This window comes from Candidatus Nitrosocosmicus sp. FF01 (assembly GCF_047711275.1).
Lineage (GTDB): Archaea > Thermoproteota > Nitrososphaeria > Nitrososphaerales > Nitrososphaeraceae > Nitrosocosmicus.
The window spans coordinates 218,038-239,678 of record NZ_JBLNIG010000003.1; the positions used below are offsets into that span (position 1 = coordinate 218,038).

The 21,641-nt window shown below is 34.5% G+C and carries 20 protein-coding genes and 1 tRNA gene; 12 read left to right on the plus strand and 9 right to left on the minus strand.

Annotated features, from left to right (window positions below):
* Nucleotides 1-241 precede the first annotated feature (241 nt).
* Together ACMT7R_RS11190 and ACMT7R_RS11195 are read right to left on the minus strand one after the other, a co-directional pair.
* The gene (locus ACMT7R_RS11190; RefSeq protein WP_415311988.1) at nt 242-1,435 is read right to left on the minus strand and encodes a hypothetical protein; all 1,194 of its coding nucleotides are present in this window, start codon (nt 1,433-1,435) and stop codon (nt 242-244) included.
* A 372-nt stretch (nt 1,436-1,807) separates the two neighbouring features.
* Nucleotides 1,808-3,328 carry a trypsin-like peptidase domain-containing protein gene (locus ACMT7R_RS11195; protein ID WP_415311990.1) on the minus strand — a complete coding sequence of 507 codons (1,521 nt, stop codon included), beginning with the start codon at nt 3,326-3,328 and terminating at the stop codon, nt 1,808-1,810.
* An 836-nt stretch (nt 3,329-4,164) separates the two neighbouring features.
* On the opposite strand from ACMT7R_RS11195, the gene ACMT7R_RS11200 reads away from it, so the two are divergent.
* From ACMT7R_RS11200 to ACMT7R_RS11215, 4 genes are all read left to right on the plus strand, one after another.
* The gene (locus tag ACMT7R_RS11200; RefSeq protein WP_415311991.1) at nt 4,165-4,320 is read left to right on the plus strand and encodes a hypothetical protein; all 156 of its coding nucleotides are present in this window, start codon (nt 4,165-4,167) and stop codon (nt 4,318-4,320) included.
* A gap of 797 nt (nt 4,321-5,117) precedes the next feature.
* The gene (locus tag ACMT7R_RS11205; RefSeq protein WP_415311992.1) at nt 5,118-5,894 is read left to right on the plus strand and encodes an MBL fold metallo-hydrolase; all 777 of its coding nucleotides are present in this window, start codon (nt 5,118-5,120) and stop codon (nt 5,892-5,894) included.
* A gap of 130 nt (nt 5,895-6,024) precedes the next feature.
* Nucleotides 6,025-6,576 carry a hypothetical protein gene (locus ACMT7R_RS11210; protein ID WP_415311994.1) on the plus strand — a complete coding sequence of 184 codons (552 nt, stop codon included), beginning with the start codon at nt 6,025-6,027 and terminating at the stop codon, nt 6,574-6,576.
* Between the two features lie 388 nt (nt 6,577-6,964).
* A complete protein-coding gene (locus tag ACMT7R_RS11215) occupies nt 6,965-7,150 on the plus strand; it encodes a hypothetical protein (protein ID WP_415311995.1) in 186 nt (61 codons plus the stop codon).
* 102 nt (nt 7,151-7,252) lie between these two features.
* Here ACMT7R_RS11215 and ACMT7R_RS11220 read toward each other — a convergent pair whose 3' ends face one another.
* Together ACMT7R_RS11220 and ACMT7R_RS11225 are read right to left on the minus strand one after the other, a co-directional pair.
* On the minus strand, nt 7,253-7,831 hold the full coding sequence (locus ACMT7R_RS11220; RefSeq protein ID WP_415311997.1) for a hypothetical protein: 579 nt from the start codon (nt 7,829-7,831) through the stop codon (nt 7,253-7,255).
* A 340-nt stretch (nt 7,832-8,171) separates the two neighbouring features.
* Entirely contained in the window at nt 8,172-8,906 is a 735-nt protein-coding gene (locus ACMT7R_RS11225) for a hypothetical protein (protein WP_415311998.1), read from the minus strand.
* Between the two features lie 226 nt (nt 8,907-9,132).
* Here ACMT7R_RS11225 and ACMT7R_RS11230 point away from each other — a divergent pair, with 226 nt between their 5' ends.
* The gene (locus ACMT7R_RS11230; protein WP_415311999.1) at nt 9,133-9,489 is read left to right on the plus strand and encodes a hypothetical protein; all 357 of its coding nucleotides are present in this window, start codon (nt 9,133-9,135) and stop codon (nt 9,487-9,489) included.
* Nucleotides 9,490-9,602: 113 nt separating this feature from the next.
* On the opposite strand, the gene ACMT7R_RS11235 is transcribed toward ACMT7R_RS11230, so the two are convergent.
* Nucleotides 9,603-9,702: transfer RNA gene (locus ACMT7R_RS11235), tRNA-Ser, on the minus strand.
* Between the two features lie 560 nt (nt 9,703-10,262).
* On the opposite strand from ACMT7R_RS11235, the gene ACMT7R_RS11240 reads away from it, so the two are divergent.
* From ACMT7R_RS11240 to glyS, 4 genes are all read left to right on the plus strand, one after another.
* Nucleotides 10,263-11,129 (plus strand): deoxyribonuclease IV, encoded by an 867-nt coding sequence (locus tag ACMT7R_RS11240; protein ID WP_415312000.1) that lies wholly within the window; start codon nt 10,263-10,265, stop codon nt 11,127-11,129.
* A gap of 487 nt (nt 11,130-11,616) precedes the next feature.
* Nucleotides 11,617-12,300 carry a DUF2382 domain-containing protein gene (locus ACMT7R_RS11245; RefSeq protein ID WP_415312002.1) on the plus strand — a complete coding sequence of 228 codons (684 nt, stop codon included), beginning with the start codon at nt 11,617-11,619 and terminating at the stop codon, nt 12,298-12,300.
* Between the two features lie 76 nt (nt 12,301-12,376).
* Nucleotides 12,377-13,093 carry a YsnF/AvaK domain-containing protein gene (locus tag ACMT7R_RS11250; RefSeq protein ID WP_415312003.1) on the plus strand — a complete coding sequence of 239 codons (717 nt, stop codon included), beginning with the start codon at nt 12,377-12,379 and terminating at the stop codon, nt 13,091-13,093.
* 306 nt (nt 13,094-13,399) lie between these two features.
* Complete coding sequence (gene glyS, locus ACMT7R_RS11255) at nt 13,400-14,872, plus strand: glycine--tRNA ligase (RefSeq protein WP_415312004.1); 1,473 nt, start codon at nt 13,400-13,402, stop codon at nt 14,870-14,872.
* Nucleotides 14,873-14,882: 10 nt separating this feature from the next.
* Here glyS and ACMT7R_RS11260 read toward each other — a convergent pair whose 3' ends face one another.
* A complete protein-coding gene (locus ACMT7R_RS11260; RefSeq protein ID WP_415312005.1) occupies nt 14,883-15,182 on the minus strand; it encodes a hypothetical protein in 300 nt (99 codons plus the stop codon).
* Nucleotides 15,183-15,329: 147 nt separating this feature from the next.
* Here ACMT7R_RS11260 and ACMT7R_RS11265 point away from each other — a divergent pair, with 147 nt between their 5' ends.
* The 3 genes from ACMT7R_RS11265 (at nt 15,330) to ACMT7R_RS11275 (ending at nt 18,241) form a co-directional block, all read left to right on the plus strand.
* Complete coding sequence (locus ACMT7R_RS11265; protein ID WP_415312007.1) at nt 15,330-15,899, plus strand: glutamine amidotransferase-related protein; 570 nt, start codon at nt 15,330-15,332, stop codon at nt 15,897-15,899.
* Nucleotides 15,900-15,969: 70 nt separating this feature from the next.
* On the plus strand, nt 15,970-16,944 hold the full coding sequence (locus tag ACMT7R_RS11270) for a tetratricopeptide repeat protein (protein WP_415312008.1): 975 nt from the start codon (nt 15,970-15,972) through the stop codon (nt 16,942-16,944).
* A gap of 61 nt (nt 16,945-17,005) precedes the next feature.
* Nucleotides 17,006-18,241, plus strand: a complete 1,236-nt coding sequence (locus tag ACMT7R_RS11275; protein ID WP_415312009.1) for a hypothetical protein — start codon at nt 17,006-17,008, stop codon at nt 18,239-18,241.
* On the opposite strand, the gene ACMT7R_RS11280 is transcribed toward ACMT7R_RS11275, so the two are convergent.
* The 3 genes from ACMT7R_RS11280 to ACMT7R_RS11290 all read right to left on the minus strand — a co-directional run bounded on the left by ACMT7R_RS11280 (nt 18,194) and on the right by ACMT7R_RS11290 (nt 21,497).
* Nucleotides 18,194-19,372, minus strand: a complete 1,179-nt coding sequence (locus ACMT7R_RS11280; RefSeq protein ID WP_415312010.1) for a glycosyltransferase — start codon at nt 19,370-19,372, stop codon at nt 18,194-18,196. The genes ACMT7R_RS11275 and ACMT7R_RS11280 overlap by 48 nt on opposite strands.
* Before the next feature lie 159 nt (nt 19,373-19,531).
* Nucleotides 19,532-19,903 carry a hypothetical protein gene (locus ACMT7R_RS11285; RefSeq protein ID WP_415312011.1) on the minus strand — a complete coding sequence of 124 codons (372 nt, stop codon included), beginning with the start codon at nt 19,901-19,903 and terminating at the stop codon, nt 19,532-19,534.
* Between the two features lie 595 nt (nt 19,904-20,498).
* Nucleotides 20,499-21,497 carry a coiled-coil protein gene (locus tag ACMT7R_RS11290; RefSeq protein WP_415312013.1) on the minus strand — a complete coding sequence of 333 codons (999 nt, stop codon included), beginning with the start codon at nt 21,495-21,497 and terminating at the stop codon, nt 20,499-20,501.
* Nucleotides 21,498-21,641: the final 144 nt, after the last annotated feature.

Below are 21,641 nucleotides of genomic sequence, written 5' to 3' on the forward strand. Positions count from 1 at the left end.
ATAACAAATTTCTTATGATCTAACTAACCGTAAAACTCAAGTATAGATTAATAATTGTAAGACTCATCTCCATTTTATTTCAGAAATAATGAGAGTGAAAAATCGCATTTGAGTTATGAACTGTCTCATTTACAATATCAAAACTTCTTACAGAGTTGAGATCATGCATAGAATATGTACTGATATTAGCACCTAGCATGATGGAGTTTTTCGTAACGGTAGATGAAATAAAGTAGAGGGGTTAGTCTTCTGAAATAGTAATTTCTTTGATTAGATCAAAGCTATTCCCCGAATTACTATCATGAATGGTATATGTTATTACATAGTCACCTTCAGGAAATGGGGATGTTTGAGATATTGTAAAAGGGATAAAAACTTCCTTATTCTGATGATGTGAGACGATTTCACTAACTGGAAGGTCCTTATCGCCGGTCAGGATGTTTCCCTCAGTATCAGAGATTGCAAAATCTGCGGAGAAGTTAATTGTATAAAGAGATTTATCACCTTCCTCGGTAGTCCCATATTCAAATCCTACGGGTTCTATATACAGAATCATATCTTCGCCTGGACTAAATATACTTGAATCTCTTTCTTCATAAACACCGAAGCCTTGAGGGTCTGAGCTTACAAATGTGTCTAATGCAGAACTAAATATTTGAGTTTGGGTTTCGGTTTGTGACGGAATAGATGGAGTGTCAGGCTGTAGTGTAGTGTCATTTTGTGCGGGGATGACCGGAATTTCTGACTGTAGTGTAGTGTCATTTTGTGCGGGGATGACCGGAATTTCTGACTGTAGTGTAGTGTCATTTTGTGCGGGGATGACCGGAATTTCTGACTGCATATGCTCTACTGGTTGGTCTTCTAATATACTTTCAACAGTTGTTGGGTTTATAGTAAGTGAGTTTATGATGTATTCGCCTACGGGCAAAAATGATTCATATATATTACTTGATGTTATGAAGACAACTTCGGTTTGGATACCATCTGGAGTTACAGACACCACGTTTAGAACATTTCTTCTTTGTTCGCCTTCTAATTGTATACTAGATAAAAAGGAACAAGCAGGAACCTCGTTTAAGGTATAGGTATCACATTCTATTGGCTCTAATAGATTGAAGTCATCAAATTGTTGATACTGTGACAAATAAGATTCTGCAATGGAGCTAGTATTCAAATTAGTTGTCTTGTTAATCATGAGTTCAACCCATGCAAATGAATCTCTTCCACTCTCATAAACAAACATATAGTCAATGGAGGCTAGCTTTTCAGCATCTGGTATTTCCTCGAAATTCCAATTGGATGGAATTTGAATTGAAAATACTCCATTCTTTTCCTCAAAGGTTTCCCATGTAACTTGTGCATGCGATTGACCGAAAAATGGGATTGTAAATGTGATAGATAAAGTCAAAGCAAATATAATAGATCTAAAATTCATGACACTAGATTAATTTCTGTATATTTAAGCATTGATGAGACACCTTATTGACAGTATGAAAATCTTAACTTTTGGATCAATCATGAGAATTGATAAAGATGTAGTCAATGAAGCTTTGCTTTAAACAAAGATAACCAAAGATATTACTAATTATTACAACTCTTTATGATAAGAAGGGATTAATCAACTCTAGTGAATCAATAGTTGGAATTTACTGTAGGTTGATTTGCATTTTCTTTCAATTATGGGCTTATAATATAAAGTACTAAGATCAACTAATCCTTTGACACTAGTTATATTAGTGGTTTCAGTCTTTGTCCCATATTGGGAAGATGACTGCCATATCAAATACAATATATGGCTTTAAGAAACTTAACTTATTTGCCGCATAACATCAGGTAAGGGGCGCATAACATCAGGTAAGGGGTGCATAACATCGGGATTAGCATGCAAGAGAACATTTATTGTTTGTAATATTCCATTTCGAAATACTGTCAGTGAAACATTGTCTCCCACATTTTTTTCATTTTCTATATATAATAAAATCTCCTCGATGCTGTTGATATCTTTGTTATCAACTTTGAGAATTACGTCTCCTCCTAATGTAATTGGACGTCCATTAATAGATGTCACATTATCCCCGCCTAAAATTCCAGCCAATTTAGATGGACTTTGGTTCGAAACCGAAGTGACTAAGAAACCTCTAGCCTCTTCCAAATTTAAAGTCTCAGCTATATCTGGTGTTACATCTATTCCCGTAATCCCAAGCCATGGATGTAAATAATGTCCTTGAGAATTGAGTTTTGGGATTATTTTTTCGATTGAATTTGAAGGAATAGCAAATGTAACTTGAGAATTACTCAAATCAGAGTAACTTTGTATGTTCATACCTATTACTTGTCCATTAACATTCAGTAATGGTCCACCTCCATAACCCATTGAACGAGGATTCAAGTCAGTTATAATTCCATTTGGGTATTTGGTTGGAGGGTTTGTTAATATAGGACTGAATATTGGAATAGACTTCTCGATACCACTGATTATACCACTGGTGATCAAATTTGAGAAATCTAGAAAAGTATCTATAGCGACAACTTCTTGACCCACATTTACACCAGTAGAATTAGCCAACTCCAAAGGAATAATCTTATCTCTAGGTACTTCTGTTAATGAAAGTAATGCAAGAGTAGTTACAGGATCGAACCCTAATAGGTCGCTTCTATATTTATTACCATCACCTAAAGTTATGACTACGCTGTCCGTATCAGATACTAGATTGCCCGAGGTCAACAAAGAGACAGTATCATTCACATTAATAATAAAACCCGAGCCCGATCTGTAATCGGATTGATTATTATCTCCATAAGAATCGATTTTCGCTAAGGAGTTTATGGTTGAATTATATATCTTTGTAATAGTATCTTTGTATTGTACATCAGATTCTAAAGTGCTTGATGTATTCTTTAAGGATTGTACATCAGATTCTAAAGTGCTTGATGTATTCTTTAAGGATTGTACATCAGATTCTAAAGTGCTTGATGTATTCTTTAAGGATTGTACATCAGATTCTAAAGTGCTTGATGTATTCTTTAAGGATTGTACATCAGATTCTAAAGTGCTTGATGTATTCTTTAAGGATTGTACATCAGATTCTAAAGTGCTTGATGTATTCTTTAAGGATTGTACATCAGATTCTAAAGTGCTTGATGTATTCTTTAAGGATTGTACATCAGATGTTATTTGATTCATTGAATTAGTCAGCGTAGGCAAAGCATTGCTCACATTCTTTCCTGTAACTTCATTTGAACTAGTAACCATAGTATCAGTCGAATCTGAGAAATTAAATGATGATTGATTAGAAAAATTGGATACCTGTCCGAAAGTGACTGACATTCCGGACAACAAGGAAAAACACAGTAATAAACTAAAAACAATTGATTTATGTATAAGCATCAAATTCTAGATATTGCAGGTTATATTTATTAATTAAGTTGTGATTTTGCCAACGATTTAAAGTTTTATTCAAAATCCAGATAATTGGATATTTTCTAAATTATAAGGTACTAATTAATTTTAAAAAAGATTTATGTTGTATAGCTCATAGAAATATAGTCAATCAGAAATTCACGACCTAAATTGGGATAGTGGAGAAGGGATGACTATAAAATTTCGCGCAATTTTTTAAGAATAAGTTACCGTATATAGATACCAACTAAATTCGATCATCGATTTTTTTATTTCAAAGATTATCTTGAACGCTTAATAAATGTACCAAAACGGTACAAGATTATAGCTTTACCCTAAGGATTATTATTAATGGCACACTGCTCCAATAAAGCAATTCAAGCCCAGGTAAATTAAAAAGAAATTAAAGAAAACGGATGCTTGTTTAGGCATATTGTAATTGCGGACAATACATTTGACTTGTCTCTAATACCGCTGTTTTCATCTTTGGATTAAAGGTGTCGAGAATTGTTGCAGCACCGCCAACTAAACATACCAAAGTAGTTTTTCCTTTTTCTATTAATTGAGTTCCATTAGCATATTCATAAAAAGGTTCTTAAGGTTTGAATAGAAATTCACTGTCCTAACAAATATTTTCCCAATTTAGGGCCGATCATCCTGCGGAATTAAAATTTCTTTCTCATTCTTGTCAAATTGTTATAAAGGATTTAAAATATAAATGGTTTGTTAAAAGTGATACTGATAATTTTGGAGAAGTAATTATTGTGGAATCTAAAGATGGTATATTATATAGAATTTCACCGATTTCACCACCCAAAACTAAACACCCTTTTTCAACACCCGATGATGAGACAGAACCGGGAATTATACTCATTTACAGAAGATTTGTTCCCAGAATTGTGGGAATACGACGAGTATGAAAAATTAAAAAAATAGCTAACCAATGGAAAATTAGTCATAAAAATAGAGGATGATGATACTGAATTAGAATAGCTGTATCTCTTTTTTAGCATGCAAATTCACTCAAAATCTAAAAGCCTTTCAACCTTATTCTAAAGCAGGTATTATCGTCTTGCGAATCTGTAAAACAGACTAACAATACTAAAATTTGTTTTTGAATCTGCTCAATTGTTTGTCTTCGGCTTGTTTTTGATATGTTTTCTAATTCTTGTCCACGCTTGTCTGGTATTATAATCTGTCGGTCGAATATCTGATTGTAATCATTAATCCTTCAGGGCTCCAATAACTTTAGATCTAAACAAATTGTTAATTGTGCATATATCAATTATTGATCCTTAGCTTTTTCTAATGATTCAATTTCTTTTGTCTGATCTAGTAGTAGCGCGAGTATAGTTGAAAGTATTAGTTCTGTGTCGCTTTGTGATTTACTTTATTGAATTGTGATGTTTATGATAACAGTTTGAAATTATTCTTAAAATTAGACGTTTATCTTCTTCTTCAGATTCCAGATTAGAAACGAATATGTTTAGTTGTTCTAATATCCTTTGATATGTCTTATCATTTTGAAGAAAAGAATGTTCAGCAGAGTCAATATAGCGATACATAATCGGAAAATAATTTCATAAGATATAAACAGAGCCGCCCATAGGGCCAGATCCTGATGAAACTTGATAAATTTGGATCAAGAATAACGTATTTGCAGGATCTTTGCTTTTTATAACAAAAGCCTTATTGCCAAGGAGAATCTATAATATATATGGCACAAATTGTTCCTGGGGTACACTCCATAGATGGGTTGGATCATCCAATACCAACAGTAGGAATGGTGTCCTATCTCATTGAAGAAAAACCAGGAGACTATACTCTTGTAGACACTTGTTTTGCTTGCAGTATTCCGACGTTTGAATCATATTTGTCAGAAGCGAGTATTGATATCAAAGACATAAACCGAATTGTTCTTACACATTTGCATCCAGACCATGTTGAGGCTGTCAACGCATTAAAGAAGAAAACGGCCGCCAAAATTTATTCACATTGGATAGAGGCTGCATACCTGTCACACGAATTACAGTATAACGGTCCACCAGATAGAGATGCCCTTGAACATGTTTTAAAGTTAATGGGGACTAGTATTGACATAGTAACAGAAAAATTCGGGAACTTAAAAGTTGGCCCAATTGTCATTGATGGGCTATTGAAAGACGGGGATAAAATTGGAAACACCCTGCAAGTTATTCATACACCTGGACATACACCCGGCCATATATCCCTCTATGACAAAGAGCGCCGTATTCTCATTGGTGGAGATATCCTTTTTAATTCTATTTTGAATACTGACGGGCTTTTTGTTCCCCCACCGGTAGTAACAAAGGATTGGCAAACTTCTATCGTATCGGCAAAGAACATTTTGAATCTCAAGGTTGATAAATTGTTGTTAGCTCATCAGTCAACTCCTATACTTGAGAATGCACAACAGATGATAGAAAAAGCCGTATCTGTTGCCACTACCCAAAAGAATACCGTGACAAAATAACGGTTTGTTTTGTCTTGGGGTATCGGTGAAATAGGTATTTGGACTTTATTATCGAAGAAAGAATATTAAAATCACACTCTTCAATGTTGTTAGAATTATTGATAACAGCAACTTTTTTTACGAGATACCTATGACAAAAATTATGAGAGCAAACTACAATTTAATCTCTATAGTCACTGTCGTAATATATCTAGCACTAGCAATGGTGGCTAGTCCACCAATAGTATACGCACTTCCAAAGATGGATCCAGGTGATCCGGGTATTTGCATTGATACTGGAAAAAAACAGGGTCCTAATGGTGCTGCAGTATTCAATTGTTGCTGGCATGAATCCGTTCCACCGGGAACAGGAGGCGTAGGCGAGAATCTCGACAAGGAAGAATATTGTATGGAATGTGAGGATGGTGGGACAAGAGGTTATATCAATTGCACTGAGCCCGAGCTTCAATATCGAGATGGTGGCAGTGACGATAAACCAAGACCACCTATATCAGATACCCTAAACAATGGCCAAATTTTTGATGACACTCAAGCAGAAGACAATCGAAGCCCGGCTACTTCATCAACCGAAGGAGTTGAAGATCATACACCGAATGATAATGGTGGGAATGGGAATAATGAGGACACTAGTAACAGAATCCCAACAAAAGGTGGTAGCTTGGATACTTCTACCCTCAACTAGATTTCCTAGATCCTAGCTGTAGAACAAGCCTTATAAGCTACCATTAATGGGAATATACACCATAGCGCCGCTCTCTTTAGAGGACGGTGCTTTATAATCAAGAATGTAATAATGCTACAAAGTAATGTATTGGTCAGTATCACAATAATGACATTTAATATCAGCTCCGATGGGTTCATCTTCAAAATGGATAAAGTGATAGCATTTCATACACACTGTAAAGTCAATAAGACGACCTTTATGATCCCTTCGCTCTTTGATTTCCTTGGTGACTATCAATTCTATCTATAAATGGTCAGAGTGAAAACCGATAGTAAAATATTTCTGCTAGTTTCTAAGACTATGAAGAACAATAGCTAATATTAATATAATTCAATTCTAATTAATATTGAACACTAAAAGATTAGGTTTAACCTTGTTTTTTATTTTCCTTACTTTATCCATAGGAATGGTTTCAATCCATTTCCCTCTGGAGGTTAATGCTCAAAAATCGGCTCTATCTCAGAATGGGAATGGTGTTTCAGAACAACAGACAGAACAACCAATATTTAGTATCAAGATTGACTTAGATTAGATCAAATAATAGAAAAGCTTTCAGTTAGAGTCCAATCAAATATTAATAAGAATTGATTTTAGGAAATTTTAGAGGAACAGTGAACCAAGTTCCATCAATTATTTATGAATCTTCTGATAGAGATGTAAATCTGTTTGGACGATACGAAAGTTTTGCTTTAATGTCTTCTAGTGTTTTTATTTCATCTTCTAATACTTTTTTATCAAGTAGCAAACAATTTATCTCATGTTGTAGCTGGTCTTTCATACTATCGAAATAATGAAGCTGACTCAGATAGCCGATTAGTATATCCACCTCAGTATCAAATAATTCCCTATGCTTTAGTTTCTCTACAACCTCAAGCAGAAATGGTATGAATCGTTGATTTTTTCTGTAGAAATCAATAAATTCAGTCATGTTCTTTAAGGTCAGGTATTCTCCATAGTAACCTCTAACCTCATTATAATCCAAATCTAGAGTTTGCAGAACCTCAATGGTGTCCTTTCCTTCTGTGAACATTAGAAAAGCCTTTGCTCTATTTGATTTAGGTTTTTCTGGCTCTGGTTCTTTGTAATGTTCTCTTAGTATAATACTAATGTCTCTTGGAGAGAGTCTTGCTGCTTTCGTCATATCTCGATAGGTCTTACCATCTTCATGCATCTTTATTACTAATTCTTTTTTTTGTTTTCTGGTTAGTTCCATTATACTACCATGCTCAAAAAATGTATAAAAGACAAATTCCTAGTAATTATCATATTTGTTAAAATAATACCCTTGAATCCATTGATACCATCGAAATTTTTGGAAAAATGTCTAAGCACGGATTTAATTTGGTAAAACTCAAAATAATGGAACGAATAAAGTCAAATCTAACGTGGCTCTATCAATACTTTCTTGTATAACCTGATGACCTCTCTCTTTTAAACACCACTTTAACTATAGCCGTCTTACGATCGCAAATAGATTAGTGAAATAGATAGTAACAATTAGTATCTTTCGTTTAAGAACATAAAAAAATATTAAAAAACATGGTCAATGGGTTCTAGGAAGAAGGAGTTAATTTTTGGCATTGAGCATAGGCTTGAGTATAGGAAGGTCCTCCGGGGGCGGCGTGTCCGGCAGCTTCCCATGAATTATCGACCGGTTTACTATACATTGTTGTTGTAGCTCCAGATTTTTCAAAGCCTCCTCCTGTCAAGACTTCATCGGAATCACAGGATGCAACACTTTTTCTAGGCTGTCCATTAGAAACACCATTTTGTACTATATCACCTTCAACAGTCCTAATGCTAAGATCTTTTTCTGGCCCTGGGGGTCCTTGTGGTCCTTCAGCTCCAGTATCACCTTGTGGTCCTTCAGCTCCAGTATCACCTTTAGGCCCTTGCACACCCTGTGGTCCTTGTGGTCCTTGTGCTCCAGTATCACCTTTAGGCCCTTGCACACCCTGTGGTCCTTGTGGTCCTTGTGCTCCAGTATCACCTTTTGGTCCCTGCTCTCCCTGTGGTCCTTGTGCTCCAGTATCACCTTTTGGTCCCTGCTCTCCCTGTGGTCCTTGTGCTCCAGTATCACCTTTTGGTCCCTGCTCTCCCTGTTCACCCTGTGGTCCAGGTGGTCCCCTTAGCAAATCTAACCCTGGAAAGTCAGTAAATTCATCAAGGTCAAAATCCATTGATATAGTTGCTGACACTTTGGGAACAAATTCGCTCGTAACCCCTACTAATACAAAAGCAAATAATATTAATACCGATAACTTTATGCTGTAATTTGTCAAATTCATTGTTATAGCAAAAATTAGGTATTTTTTACATTCGACTAAAAAACCTATGAAATTAGAATGAAAAAATTATTATTAAAAATATTATGCAAATTATAATAGTATCAGCGCCTTGCGTTAGCTTTGACAGTTAAACGGTGTTTTATAATATAAGCCCTAGTTGCAGGAACGAAGATAGGTTAAACCATAACCTTGAAAAACATTACGATAAATATGCTTTTGATATAACATGGAACAACTGCACGAGGAAGAAAAATCAAAGGAACCAATTGGAGTATTTGGAAGGCTTTTTACAGGACATGCTACTGCAAGAATTTTGGACTATTTTATATCTCACAGGTTTCATTCTTATTCGGCAGATCAAGTAGCTAAAGATTTGGTATTATCCAAGGAGATTGTCTCAGAAGCAATCGACCGACTTGAAAAAAGAGAAATTGTAAGACCAGATAAGAGAATAGAAAACGCTGCTGACGAGACTACGTATACATTGTTCGTTGAATCTATGACGACTAATGCTATTATCAGAGCTGCCTTTGAGATAGCCAACGCTGAGAGGGTTTCATCTGAAAAGCAAAACAAGGAATAAAATAAACAGCAAATATCGCTAGAAAAAACACTGTTACCTAGATAACTGTTAATTAATATTGAAAGTTTGGACCACCATATTCTGTTGATAGATGATAGTCTCCTCGAGTAAGGCGCCGGGAGAGGGATTTGAACCCTCGAGGCCCTCACGGGCCACAAGCTCTATAGTACCAGATTTCCAGGCTTGCGCCCTTCCAGGCTAGGCGACCCCGGCTTTTGATATTGATTGAATTGACCTCTTTTTATGTATATCTAATCAGCTCATTTCGATCTTATCTATCATGCGCCCGGATAATAAATCAAATTTATATATTCTGGAATGACCCGTCGTTGCCTTGTGATCCTGAATATCTGAATAAAATAAGAAATTTTGATTACATTGAGTACATACCCAAACTATATTTAGATCTTTATCATTCATCTCGTCTAACCATAGCAATCAAACAAACGATATAAGCAGTTTGAAAACAAATAATGTTAATTTATTTTGATTAATCTATAGTAAAAATATCTTCAAATAATCTTGTAATAAAGTGTGTAAAATAATTTACACATGATTTATAATAATAACGGTCAATTTACCTCATAGAACGTTATTGTTCAATCCTATGTGGAAAAGCTATCTAACAATAAAGTTAAGACGTGTTAAATTCGTATCAACATAGATTCGTATGGTATCCCTAGATTCTCAAGAAGCGACTTACGCAAAATAGTATATTTTACAAAATCTTTTACCATTAAACTTTATGTGTGTAAGACGTAATTTCAGATGTATTGGCATTAAAACTTGGTGTCCACGTCTCTATAGGAGGTGGAATTTCTAATTCGGTAGCGAATGCTACTAGTATCGGATGTACATCCTTTCAGATCTTTAGTAGGAATCCAAGACAATGGAATGCCAAGGTTTTAGGAGAAGACGAGGTACTTCAATTTAAGGAAAGCTTGCAAAAGAGCTCTATCAATCCCAATTCTGTAGTAGTACATATGCCTTACTTACCTAATTTATCCGCACCTACCAGTGAAATGTATGAAAAATCCGTCACTGCGCTTACAGATGAAATAACTCGTTGTAATTCCTTAAGCATACCATATCTAGTCATTCACCTAGGAAGTCATTTGGGAAAGGGCGAGAAGAATGGAATATCCCAATTAGTCGATGCCTGTCAGAGAGCTGTTCAAGATCATGTAGATAAGGGATTGTCGAAGAATAATGTAAAAATATTACTAGAAAATAGTGCTGGCCAAAAAAATAGTATTGGTAGCAAGGTGGAAGAAATTCAACTCATACTTGAGGCACTAGGCACATCTCAATATGGTATCTGTCTAGATACCTGTCACCTGTTTGCAGCAGGGTATGATTTGTCAACAGATAAGGGAATCGATCATTTGCTTGACTTGGTGGAAAAATGTATAGGATTTAAGCATTTGAAATTAATTCATCTTAATGATTCTAAGGGTGATCTTGGATCCAAGCTCGATAGGCACTATCATATTGGCCTGGGAAAAATAGGCGAAAGCGGCTTTAAGAAACTGGTCAATGACAAGCGATTAACAGACTTGCCTTTCATATTGGAAACACCAATCGATTCTTTAAGAGGGGACAAGGAAAATTTAGATTACGTTAAGCAGTTAGTAAACTAAATGAATGCAAGTGGCATTGCACTGAACCCTCTGTTGCTCATGTGATTAGAACTAACGAGATTAAGGTACCGCTTGTTTTATCTTTATTTTGTCCTCTAGATATGGTCAATTCTGGATGTAATCTCTCTCACACAAGTTAGGTTACTTGTGAGCAAGTCTAACAGTACGCAATTACTTGCCTTTAAAAGATAAAGCCTCAATCTAATTAGGTTTATTAACTTTCTTTCACACAAGGATTAGTGTGATCAGAATAAAAGAAGAAATGCCAAAAGATGACACCGTGCCAAAGATTTACCTCAATGTTGAAAATAAATTTGAACTCATTCAAAATTCTTATCCCATAGTTATTAGACCCAGGAATCTAGTACATTCAGAATTCCATGCTTCTATCCTAGAAAAAAAATAATAAATCTAATATTACACACCTTTTTTGAACAAAATAAAAGATGTATATACTATTTCATACACTTTATTAAGGGATAGAATTTTGAAATCACAATCTAACGATAAGGATGTTTTCGGAATAAATTTGGCAAATAATAGTACCTTTGGAGGTATTAGCGAATTAGATAAGATTAACGATAATGAACTTATCAAATCGGAGGAATTAGTGAGCAGGATTCCACTTTATAATGAGAATTTTGATGTTACTAAAAAAGAGGAAAATGGACACTTGTATATCGAAAAAAAATGGATTACTTCAAAGAAAAAAATTGAGATTCCAGTCCAACATGAAGAGTTATTTATCAATGGTAAAGATTTAGATTCCTTTGACGAAAAGGAAGTAGTTGAGATTCTCTCTCGAATAAAAGGAAAACTTTCAGAAGTATTCATTAATGAAAAAACCGAATTAGAGAAAGAAGCAAAAAGGAATGCGAATGAGGGCAAGATAAACATTGTCAATGCAAAGCATGCGTCACACATAACAAAACAAGATATTATTACTGAAAAAACCGTTCCAATATCTGATTCTTCAGGTAGCACGTCAACAGACCCATATAAGATTGAACTGTGGGGCGAAGAAGTTATTGTCAATAAGCGAATGGTCAAGTTAGGCGAAATACATTTGAGAAAGTATGAAGTACTTGAAAATCGCAAAATCGATGTAGAAGTTAAAAGAGAGAAACTTATCTTAAAGTTTCCCGGAAATCACAGAGAAGAGATTTCATAAAAATAGATACTATAAAATGCAGATTTAAAAAAACCAAATCCATATTATTTTATATATCTTGCTATCAATATGAAATGTGTCTGTTAGTAACAATAAGGCAAAAATAAACTGGGATAATGTTCTCAAAAAGGAGGTAATTGGTACAGACGGGCTAGATTTAGGTGAAGTGGCCGAAGTAGGTAATAATTTTGTCATTATACAAAAGGGTTTACTCAATAAAAAGAGATACATTATACCAATTTCTACTGTAGAAAATTTTGATGGAGATATTTTAAGAGTAAAGGTTAACGAGAATGATTTGCTCGAGTACGAGGAACCAATTGATCCACAATTTAAAGATTATTCAACATTCAAATCGTCTGACATGTCCGGAGAAATTGAAACCACGATACCAGTAATAGGCGAAAATTTGGAGATTGCAAAAAAGATTGTAGAGGATAAAGTCGACATCATTAAAGATCCGGTCAAAGAAACCAAAACCGTCGAAATTGAGCTCACTTATGAAAAAGTAAGTATTGAACGCATACCATTTGACAATAAGATCAAGGATACTAAAGACTCTTCAGAATCGTCCAATGTAGAATACAAGCCAGAAATTGAAAGACCAGTATCCGCAAAAACACAGATCTCAATCCCATTAAAAAGAGAAGTTCCAGTAGTAATCAAAAGTCCCTATATACGCGAAGAAGTAGTAATCAAAAAGAGACCAGTTAAGGAAACAAGAATCATAACCACTGATATAACAAATGAAAGAGTTAGTTACAACGAAGATGAATCTGACAATAAAATGTGAGATATATAGTTGGTTGAAAGAATGACTGCGTAATAGGTGAAAGAGCGTTAAAATGCTGGAAGTACATTTAGAAAAAAGTTCTTTGAATTCATAATTTGCTTTACATTCTCATAAATTTCTGAAATAGTGTCTAACAAATCTCCTGCCTGACATATACAAAGTTAGCAAATACCAAGAATGATAAAGTATTAACATGTACTTTTATCACCAGCTATTCTAAAAATTACAAGTTTAGAAATAAAAGTTGGTATTTATTTTTTACAAATAGATTTAAGGATCTGAATTTTCTAATAAGATTATTAATCAATGAATACATACGATCTAATTATACAACTTGCTTTAGAGAGGGGATTTTACTTTCCTAGCAGTGAACTTTATGCTGACGCTAGCGCAGGATTCTGGGAATACGGACCAAATGGCGTCAGGATGAAGAACAAGTTTCTAGATTTATGGCGTAGAGAATTAGTACGACGTGATAATATGCTGGAAATTGACGGATCACAGATTATGAGCAAAAGTGTATTTACCGCTTCAGGACATTTAAGCAATTTTACAGATCCTGTCGTAAAGTGCAAAAAGTGTTCTAGCTCTTTTAGAGCCGATAAGTTGATTCAGGAAGTTGCTAACGTCGAGGTGCCAGAAAGATTGGCCAATGAATTTGTTGACAATTTGATCAAAGAAAATAATGTCACATGTCCTTTATGTAAGGGGGAATTATCAAACGCGGAAAGATTCAACATGATGTTTAAGATCGAGATTGGCCCCAATCATGATGAGGCCTATTTGAGACCGGAGACTTGTCAATCTATCTTTGTAGATTTTTCAAGGATTTATAAGGTCAGTAGAGGAAAGTTGCCCCTAGGTATCGCCCAAATTGGAAAAAGTTTTAGAAACGAGATCTCCCCACGGCAAGGGTTGCTAAGACTTCGAGAATTTTATCAAGCCGAAATAGAAGTATTTTGTAATCCATCTAAACTCAATGACCTAAGCAAATTCGACGATGTAAAGGACACTTTGTTGAGATTTTATGATGGTCATTATCTGGAGTTATCTGTCCAGGAAGCACTAGACAGAAATATTCTTCCCAATAAATTGGTGGGATATTATTTGGCTTTATTAGTTGAATTTTTTGAAAAAACCGGTATAGATAAGAAAAGAACTAGGCTTAGACGGCTTTCAGATGACGAAAAAGCCTTCTATTCAACGGTTGCATTTGATTTTGAAGTAGATACTTCTATCGGATGGCTCGAGTTGGTAGCATGTAACTATCGATCCGACTATGATCTTAAATCTCATTCAGTTACCAGCAAAACTAATCTTGAGGTGATGGATGAGGAAGTAAAGGTTCTTCCTCACGTATTCGAACTTTCTCTTGGTGTAGACAGGTGTATCTACTCAATCATTGAACACTCTTATTTTGTGGACCGTGAAAACGAAGACAGGGCCGTACTAAAACTGAGACCATATTTATCTCCAATTCACGCGGGGGTTCTTCCCCTTTTAAAAAAACCTGAATTCAAAGAAAAGTCAAACAAACTGTTGACACTTATCCAAAAGGACTTTGACATATTTTATGATGAAGCAGGATCAATTGGTCGTCGTTACAGACGGCTGGAAGAAATAGGAACCCCATTTGCTTTTACTATTGATCATCAAACATTAGAAGATGACTCCATAACTGTCAGATATCGAGATTCAATGAAACAAGAAAGGATAAGAATAGAAGATGCCAGTTCGTTTCTGTTCGCAAACATTTATTCATACGAAAAAATGCAATGAAATAATAGAATCACCAAAATGAACTATCTGTATTAACCTTTTCTTGTACTTGGGATTTCTTTTGCTTTACAAATTCAACATAACTAGCGATTACTGATTCATCTCGAAATATGCCCTCAACCGCAATTACTGAAGGGGCTTTAGTAGTGGGTAGTTCCGCGCAACAGCTTTCTTCAAAATTTTTAATATGGTATTTTACAAAATCCACGTCGCCATCCAAAAACAGCTTTATGACTCTCTCTGAAGCAGGTGAATCATCCACCAATAATATTGGTTTTCTTGCCCTCAAATACCTATCACATATAATCAAGACCATCCTATCTTAAAATTTTTTCACAAGTTTGTTAAATGCGGAGTTAGAGAAGCTGGAGGGATTGCCTGCATCTAACCTAAAATTTAGTTTGAATCCACCGTAAACTAAAAATAATTTGAATGATTATTTAATTTTAAACAGCAATTGAAAACTCTACTGGTAAATAATTTTTCTCCATTTATTAACGACATAGTAAGCATCTTTAATGAATTTGAGAACAAGTTTGAGTGTTATGATTGTAATCAGATTCATACGATAGATACTCATTTGGATTTCTTGCAAAATTTTGATAACGTCGTTTTATCTGGAAGACAAAAAAACTCTAACATAATTAACAAGATTAATTCTAGGATAGTAAAAGCATGTTTAATATTGGATAAACCGTTGCTTGGGATATGTTATGGGGGGCAAATACTAGGCCTTACCCTTGGATGTACATTAAAGAAAATTCAAAAGGTAAAAAACGTTATTGACATTGATCTTATAGAACCTACACCCATCTTGGAAGGGTACAAATCAGTGCAGATGTACGGTAGCCACAATTTTTGTTTGTCTACTCTCTCAGATGAATTCAAATTGCTGGGATCATCAGAATCTTGTACAAATGAATTGTTTTGCCTTAATAATAAACCGCTTTTCGGAACTCAGTTTCATCCTGAAAAAAGCGGAAAACAAGGTAAGGATTTGTTATATAATTTCTTAAGATTGAGGTAGTGGATAATTACCAATTAATTCAGTTTTTCAAGCATTATGATTTTTATTTGCAATTCTATCAAAATTAAAGGTGTTCAAAAGCGAAGATGGTAGTATTCACCAAATATCATTACCTCTTGTAAATAAGAATGAAGACAAAACAGTCTTCCCACTAGTTATTAACGTAATATCCAGATTTTGGGGTGAGGAGCCCCCTAATTTAGAAATTGATACTAGAGCAAAAAATTATGGGGGTTATAAAGGAAGTATTCTAGTTGAAGGATTAGAAATAATTGAAAAAAGACTGAAACTGTCTTCTGTGATTTATCGAGGATCCATAAGTGATTTGAAAAAAAGATTGGATCAGGGTTTACCTGTTATTGTCATTCTCCCAGGAATATTGGACACAATTCAATTTGCAACAATTGTTTGTGGCTACGATGAGGTGGAGAAAAGAATTATTACTTACATTCCTGAACCGGATTCGTTTGGTGCAATTCCAGAGGATAAATTTATAGAAGAATGGAAACAAGACGACTTTTTAACCATACTTATCTATCCTGAAGAAGTCAAAGAAATATTAAAGAACGATGTATTTTCATTTTACCAATCAAATAGAGCGGCTTTGGAAGCTGAAAGGTTAAAAATCATGGGCAGGACAGACGAGGCAATGGATTTAATCCAAGAAACGTTAGATCGATTCAACGATGCAGGTAAAAATCCCCACTTATTACTAATGTTAGCAGGTATTCTCAATGAAAAGAACGATCCTAAATGTACAGAATACTACGAAAAAATTATTGACTCAAATCCAAAATACTATCTAGCGTATAGGGGACTGGGAAATTATTATTTAAAGAAGGGAAATTACAGTACCTCAAACAAATATTATCTTGAGGCTGTAAAGATTAGCCCAACCAGATACGGACCGATATATAAAAACCTCGGGTTAACATATATGCACTTGGGAGATAATCTCTCTGCGAAAGAAGCATTTAAACAATATATTGATCAAGTACCAGAGGCGAAAGATCGTAACAGTATTCTCGAATTTATTAATTCCTAATTCCTTTTCCTATTTTGTCAGCGAGGTTTGAATCCCTCATAAAGGAATATATGAAATGCATTTGGATAAGGACAAAATTATTGTAATAGAACCAGTTATTAAATCTACAGAATCCAGGGATTTGATAAAGGAATCTGCAACAATCTTATTAGAGTCAAATGACCTCAAGCTACAATCTGTAAGAACAGAAGGTTATTTCGTTATATTGAGATTGAGTGATACTTCGCAGTCGGTGAATGCAATTAATATTTTAAAAAAGCTCTCAGGGGTCACATTCATTTTTGTTGGTAATTCTGTTGAATTAGATTATAATACTATTGTAGATACCGTAATTTCCACTTATTCCAATGTGCTACTTAATGGTGAAACGTATTATCTATTAGTAAGATCAACTGCCCTAACCTGTGAAGATGGAGAAAGTACCGTCAAGAAATTTGATATGGAATTTCATATTCATAGTGAACTTTCTGCAAAGTCGGGTAGATTCAAACGCTCAGAAAATGATAGAGAAGCGGATGTTATTATCTATATACTTCTCGGAAATAACCGATGTTATATAAGTAAATTAGCTTTTAAGGGTAAAGACCTCATTCCACTTGATTTCCTTAAAGACAATGTATTGTGTCCTATATTTGATAGCATTTCTTTGATTTCATTCCTTAGCGTTTTGAAATCTGGTTACAATCCAGTTCCATTTTTTTTCTACTTGGAAAAGCGAAGTATGAAAAGGATGCTAAAAGTTTTTGAAACTCTCATTTCAGACTCTTCTATTACCTCGATTGATATCTATATACTATCATTAGAGGAATATATTTCAAAATTAGTCCAACATTCAGATGGTGGTGATGATAATAGAGAAAAAATAATTGAAAAATCTAAGCGGTACCTCTGGCTAATTTTTTTAAAGACCATAATAAAGAACCTTGATGAAACAATTCTTCACTTTAGTAAAGTAAGCCTGCCACTAACTCCTTATGCTCATCCTCCATGGTTCATAAAGGAGTTGATTACAATTTTTGAGCGATCTAAAAAGATCACATTGACACCGCTATTATTTAATTATTCTAATCACGAATTCGAAATACAAATCTCCCGATTAGCAAAACTGGGTATGGTACCAGAGCTAGGGGTTGACAATCTGAAGCAGATAGAAGATGAATTATACAATGAAGATTTGGAAATCTTGATAAAAGAAATTGCAATTGACCATCTTCATCCACTCTCGTCGAAGTATCTTAAAAAGTACACTTTAAGAGTAGGCGAGGATTATCTTTTTGATATTTTCGATTCCATTTAATTTGCTACTAATTTCAGAGAGTTTGTTCATTTCTTTCTTATAACTTGCTTCATGAATTAATTCAGTTAAAGTATTGATAAATGCGTCAGGATCAATTGATTTAGAACTAATCTTTATACCAATACCTAGTTTTTCTATTTTCTCTGCATTAGATAATTGTTCGCCGTGATTGTCTATAGGTATAGAAACAAACGGTTTACCAAAACGAATCGCTTGAGAAATTGCTGTGTGTCCGCCTCTGATGACTAAAATATCTGAGATAAAAAGGATCTCATCTCTGTAGGGACACCATTCGTAATACCAGATGTTGTCATTTATTTTCCTGGGTTCCATGTTACCATTAGCCTTTCCTTCGGAAATAATAATCTGAAAAGCGGATTGATTCTTGAGTATTTCGATAAGAACAGTAATAATCGGCAGTCTCGTATCTTTGGGTCCGCTAATGTGGATAAAAACAACTGGTTTTGTATTATCAATCTTAAGTTGTTCTCTGACTTTTAAAATACTTGATTGATTTAAATCAAAGCGAGGGGTTGCAAATCCAACATAGTTCATCTTACTTTTTATTGATTTGACCGTATTAATTGTCTCCTCAGATATCGTATAAGGTGGCGGAAGATCAGGAATCAATATTTTGTCTGCGATATTCCACATTCCCCCCATTAGCTCCGCATTGCATGTTTCAAAGATTTTGGCCGCTTTAAATTCTCTTAATCTTGGGGTAAGCAATAGTTTAATTTGATTTATGACTAATATTCGAGGGATTTTAAGTATGTTTGATGCAACCAGCGGCGAGAGTCTGGAATCTGAAACCACAACATGTGGATCAAATTTTTTCAGATATTTTAATTCTTGATTTACCTGCCATGGCAAGTTAACTAGCCATTGTGGTATTTTACCAATATTGTTTTTTACAGAAAATTCTCCATTTTTGCCCCAGTGAAATTCGACAGGGGGAACAACATTGCATGTATAACCTTGACCTCTAATGTAAAACGATGCTTCGCCAAAGGATGAGAATAGTAATTGAATGCCGGGTTTATTCAATGTCTCTGCTAGCAGTATCAGCCTGCTTGCATGACCTAAGCCAACTCCATATGGTGCTAAATAGACCCTCTGCACTAATATCACGAATTTCAATGCGATTAAAAAGTGTTAAGCAACACAGTTATTGGATAGTCATGGCAGCATAAACTAACCTTACCTTTAATCTATTTGTGCGACTACTGTGAATATTTTTTACTTTATTGGCATGGCCTACTGATTCTGAATTAGAATCAAACCCTAAGCCTACTCTTTAATCTTATTGCCGTTTGTCTTTATTCTTGAAATTTCAGGGATCATCCAAATAAATTTAGTATGAATACAATTATTAGTCTGGTCACTTTCACATTGCAGTTCGCCATTAACATAAAATACATCGACCAATATCTTCTTCTTTACATCTTTTAGAGTTATTCTGTTTCCTTCGTATGAATCAACTGACAAAGATGGTGCAACTCTGGCTAGAAATTCTTCTTTTTCAAGATATACTTGCAAGAAATCATTGATATATTCTTTAATATTGAGCCTCTTTTGAATTGCTCTTTTTTTCATCTTTTCATAATTTTCTAAGAATATCTCAACGGTGACCACGCTTCTACCACCACGCTTCACAGGCATACATTTTCTAACATGTTATGCTATTTAATATCCTTTTATCATTAGTTAGCATCTACATACACTTAAATACTATTGTGTGTATTAACATGTTGTAATATGTTAAATAAAATCGCATGCCGCATAAAAATAAAAGTTAGAAATTATTTGCACCCTAAATACAAAGGTAAAGTATTGCTTAAATCGACCCATTTCGTAAAGAAAATTACAATCCTCTGTTCCGAGAATTACTGGCATCATGATTGGCCATTTGGCCTATCCGTAGCTTTCTGTCCGAAGAAGGTAAGCGTGCTTTTGAATCTGAAGTTAAGGATCAATGCATATGAGAGTAGCTTATCAATTACAATCCCTCTTAAAGTAATCGTCAAGAATTATTCACTATTTCTATATACCTTATTCTGCAAATTATTACTATACCTGCTTGGTATTATCGCTAGCCTGTTTTGAAATTATTAAGTCAAGAATATAAATTTGATAATAAATCGAATTAAACAGTTAGGATTAAAGTAAGGTAAATTTCTCGTTATTTAATACTTGTAATTAAATAAAAATTTATTTCAAAACTAATAAAAAATTTAAGGGGTCTTTCATTTGAGGATTAATCGGATTCTTCTGCGTAAATTAATTTCATTTCATCAAAAGTGAGCTTTTCTCCGCTGGACATTTTCTTTAAAGCGACTTCTTTTAATGAATTCCATAATTCCTGGTTTTCCTTATTCTTACGCATTTTATCTTGGGGTATCTCGTGCTTACTTTTTCTCTCTGAACTATATCTTCTCTGTCTGTCGGATGAATGTTGTAATCTGTTCCTTTTAAACTCGATCGCATTTAATTGAGTATCTACCATTTCAATTTTTGCTCCTGCTTCTCTCACTTTGTGAATTACGCCTCTCCTTTCTTCGTACAGTTCTTCTCTTTTGTTTAGTAATTCATCTAGATTTGCTTTTATCTTGCCGATTACTTTACCTACGTCTGCCTTTTGATCAAAAATTTGATTCATTTTGCCTTTTATGTCTTCGAACTTTGTTGCCAAAGATTTGTATGTATCTTCTTTTTTATGGATCACTTTTAGTGCGTGCAATCTTGTCGCGATTTCCTTGGACTTTAAAACTAGGCGTCTCTCTTCGTCCTTCGATAACTTTTTGGTTTGTATGTCTTTTTCAATTTGCTCTAAAGCTTTGGTCAGATTTGTGATATTAAACCGGTCTCTCCTTGACCTGGAACCTCCACTTGAAGCTTTCGAATCTAGGGTCTTCATCCTTTTTCTTTCTTCAATTAGATTGGTTTTCAATTCTGTAAATTTTGCATAATCTGCGTCCTTTAATTCATTGATTTGTTTAAGTTTGAGCCGTTCGGCTTCCAATTTTACCCGTTCTTCATCAATGATTTTCTTTGTTTGCTCAATTTTCTCATTGATTTTCTCGATTTGACTTTCTCCTATTTTTTGTTCCTCTATTAGAGATTTTTTGAATTCCAATAGGGTTTTTTGATTTGAATCTATAGTATTTTCTGATCTATTGTCCTTTTTTGTCGTAGAAGCTGAAGCTGCAGCTGAAGTAGCCGTAGCTGAATTTCCACTATTCTGTTCTTGAACCACGCCGCTTATAACCTCTTAAGATATGGAAAAATATATTTTTTCTCATTTTGTACTTGTGATGAAAGCAACCACCATGCAGTACTTGTAATTGCACAGCCTTTCAACAGACTCTCAGAGGCCAAGTGACTAAACTATGAAGCATAA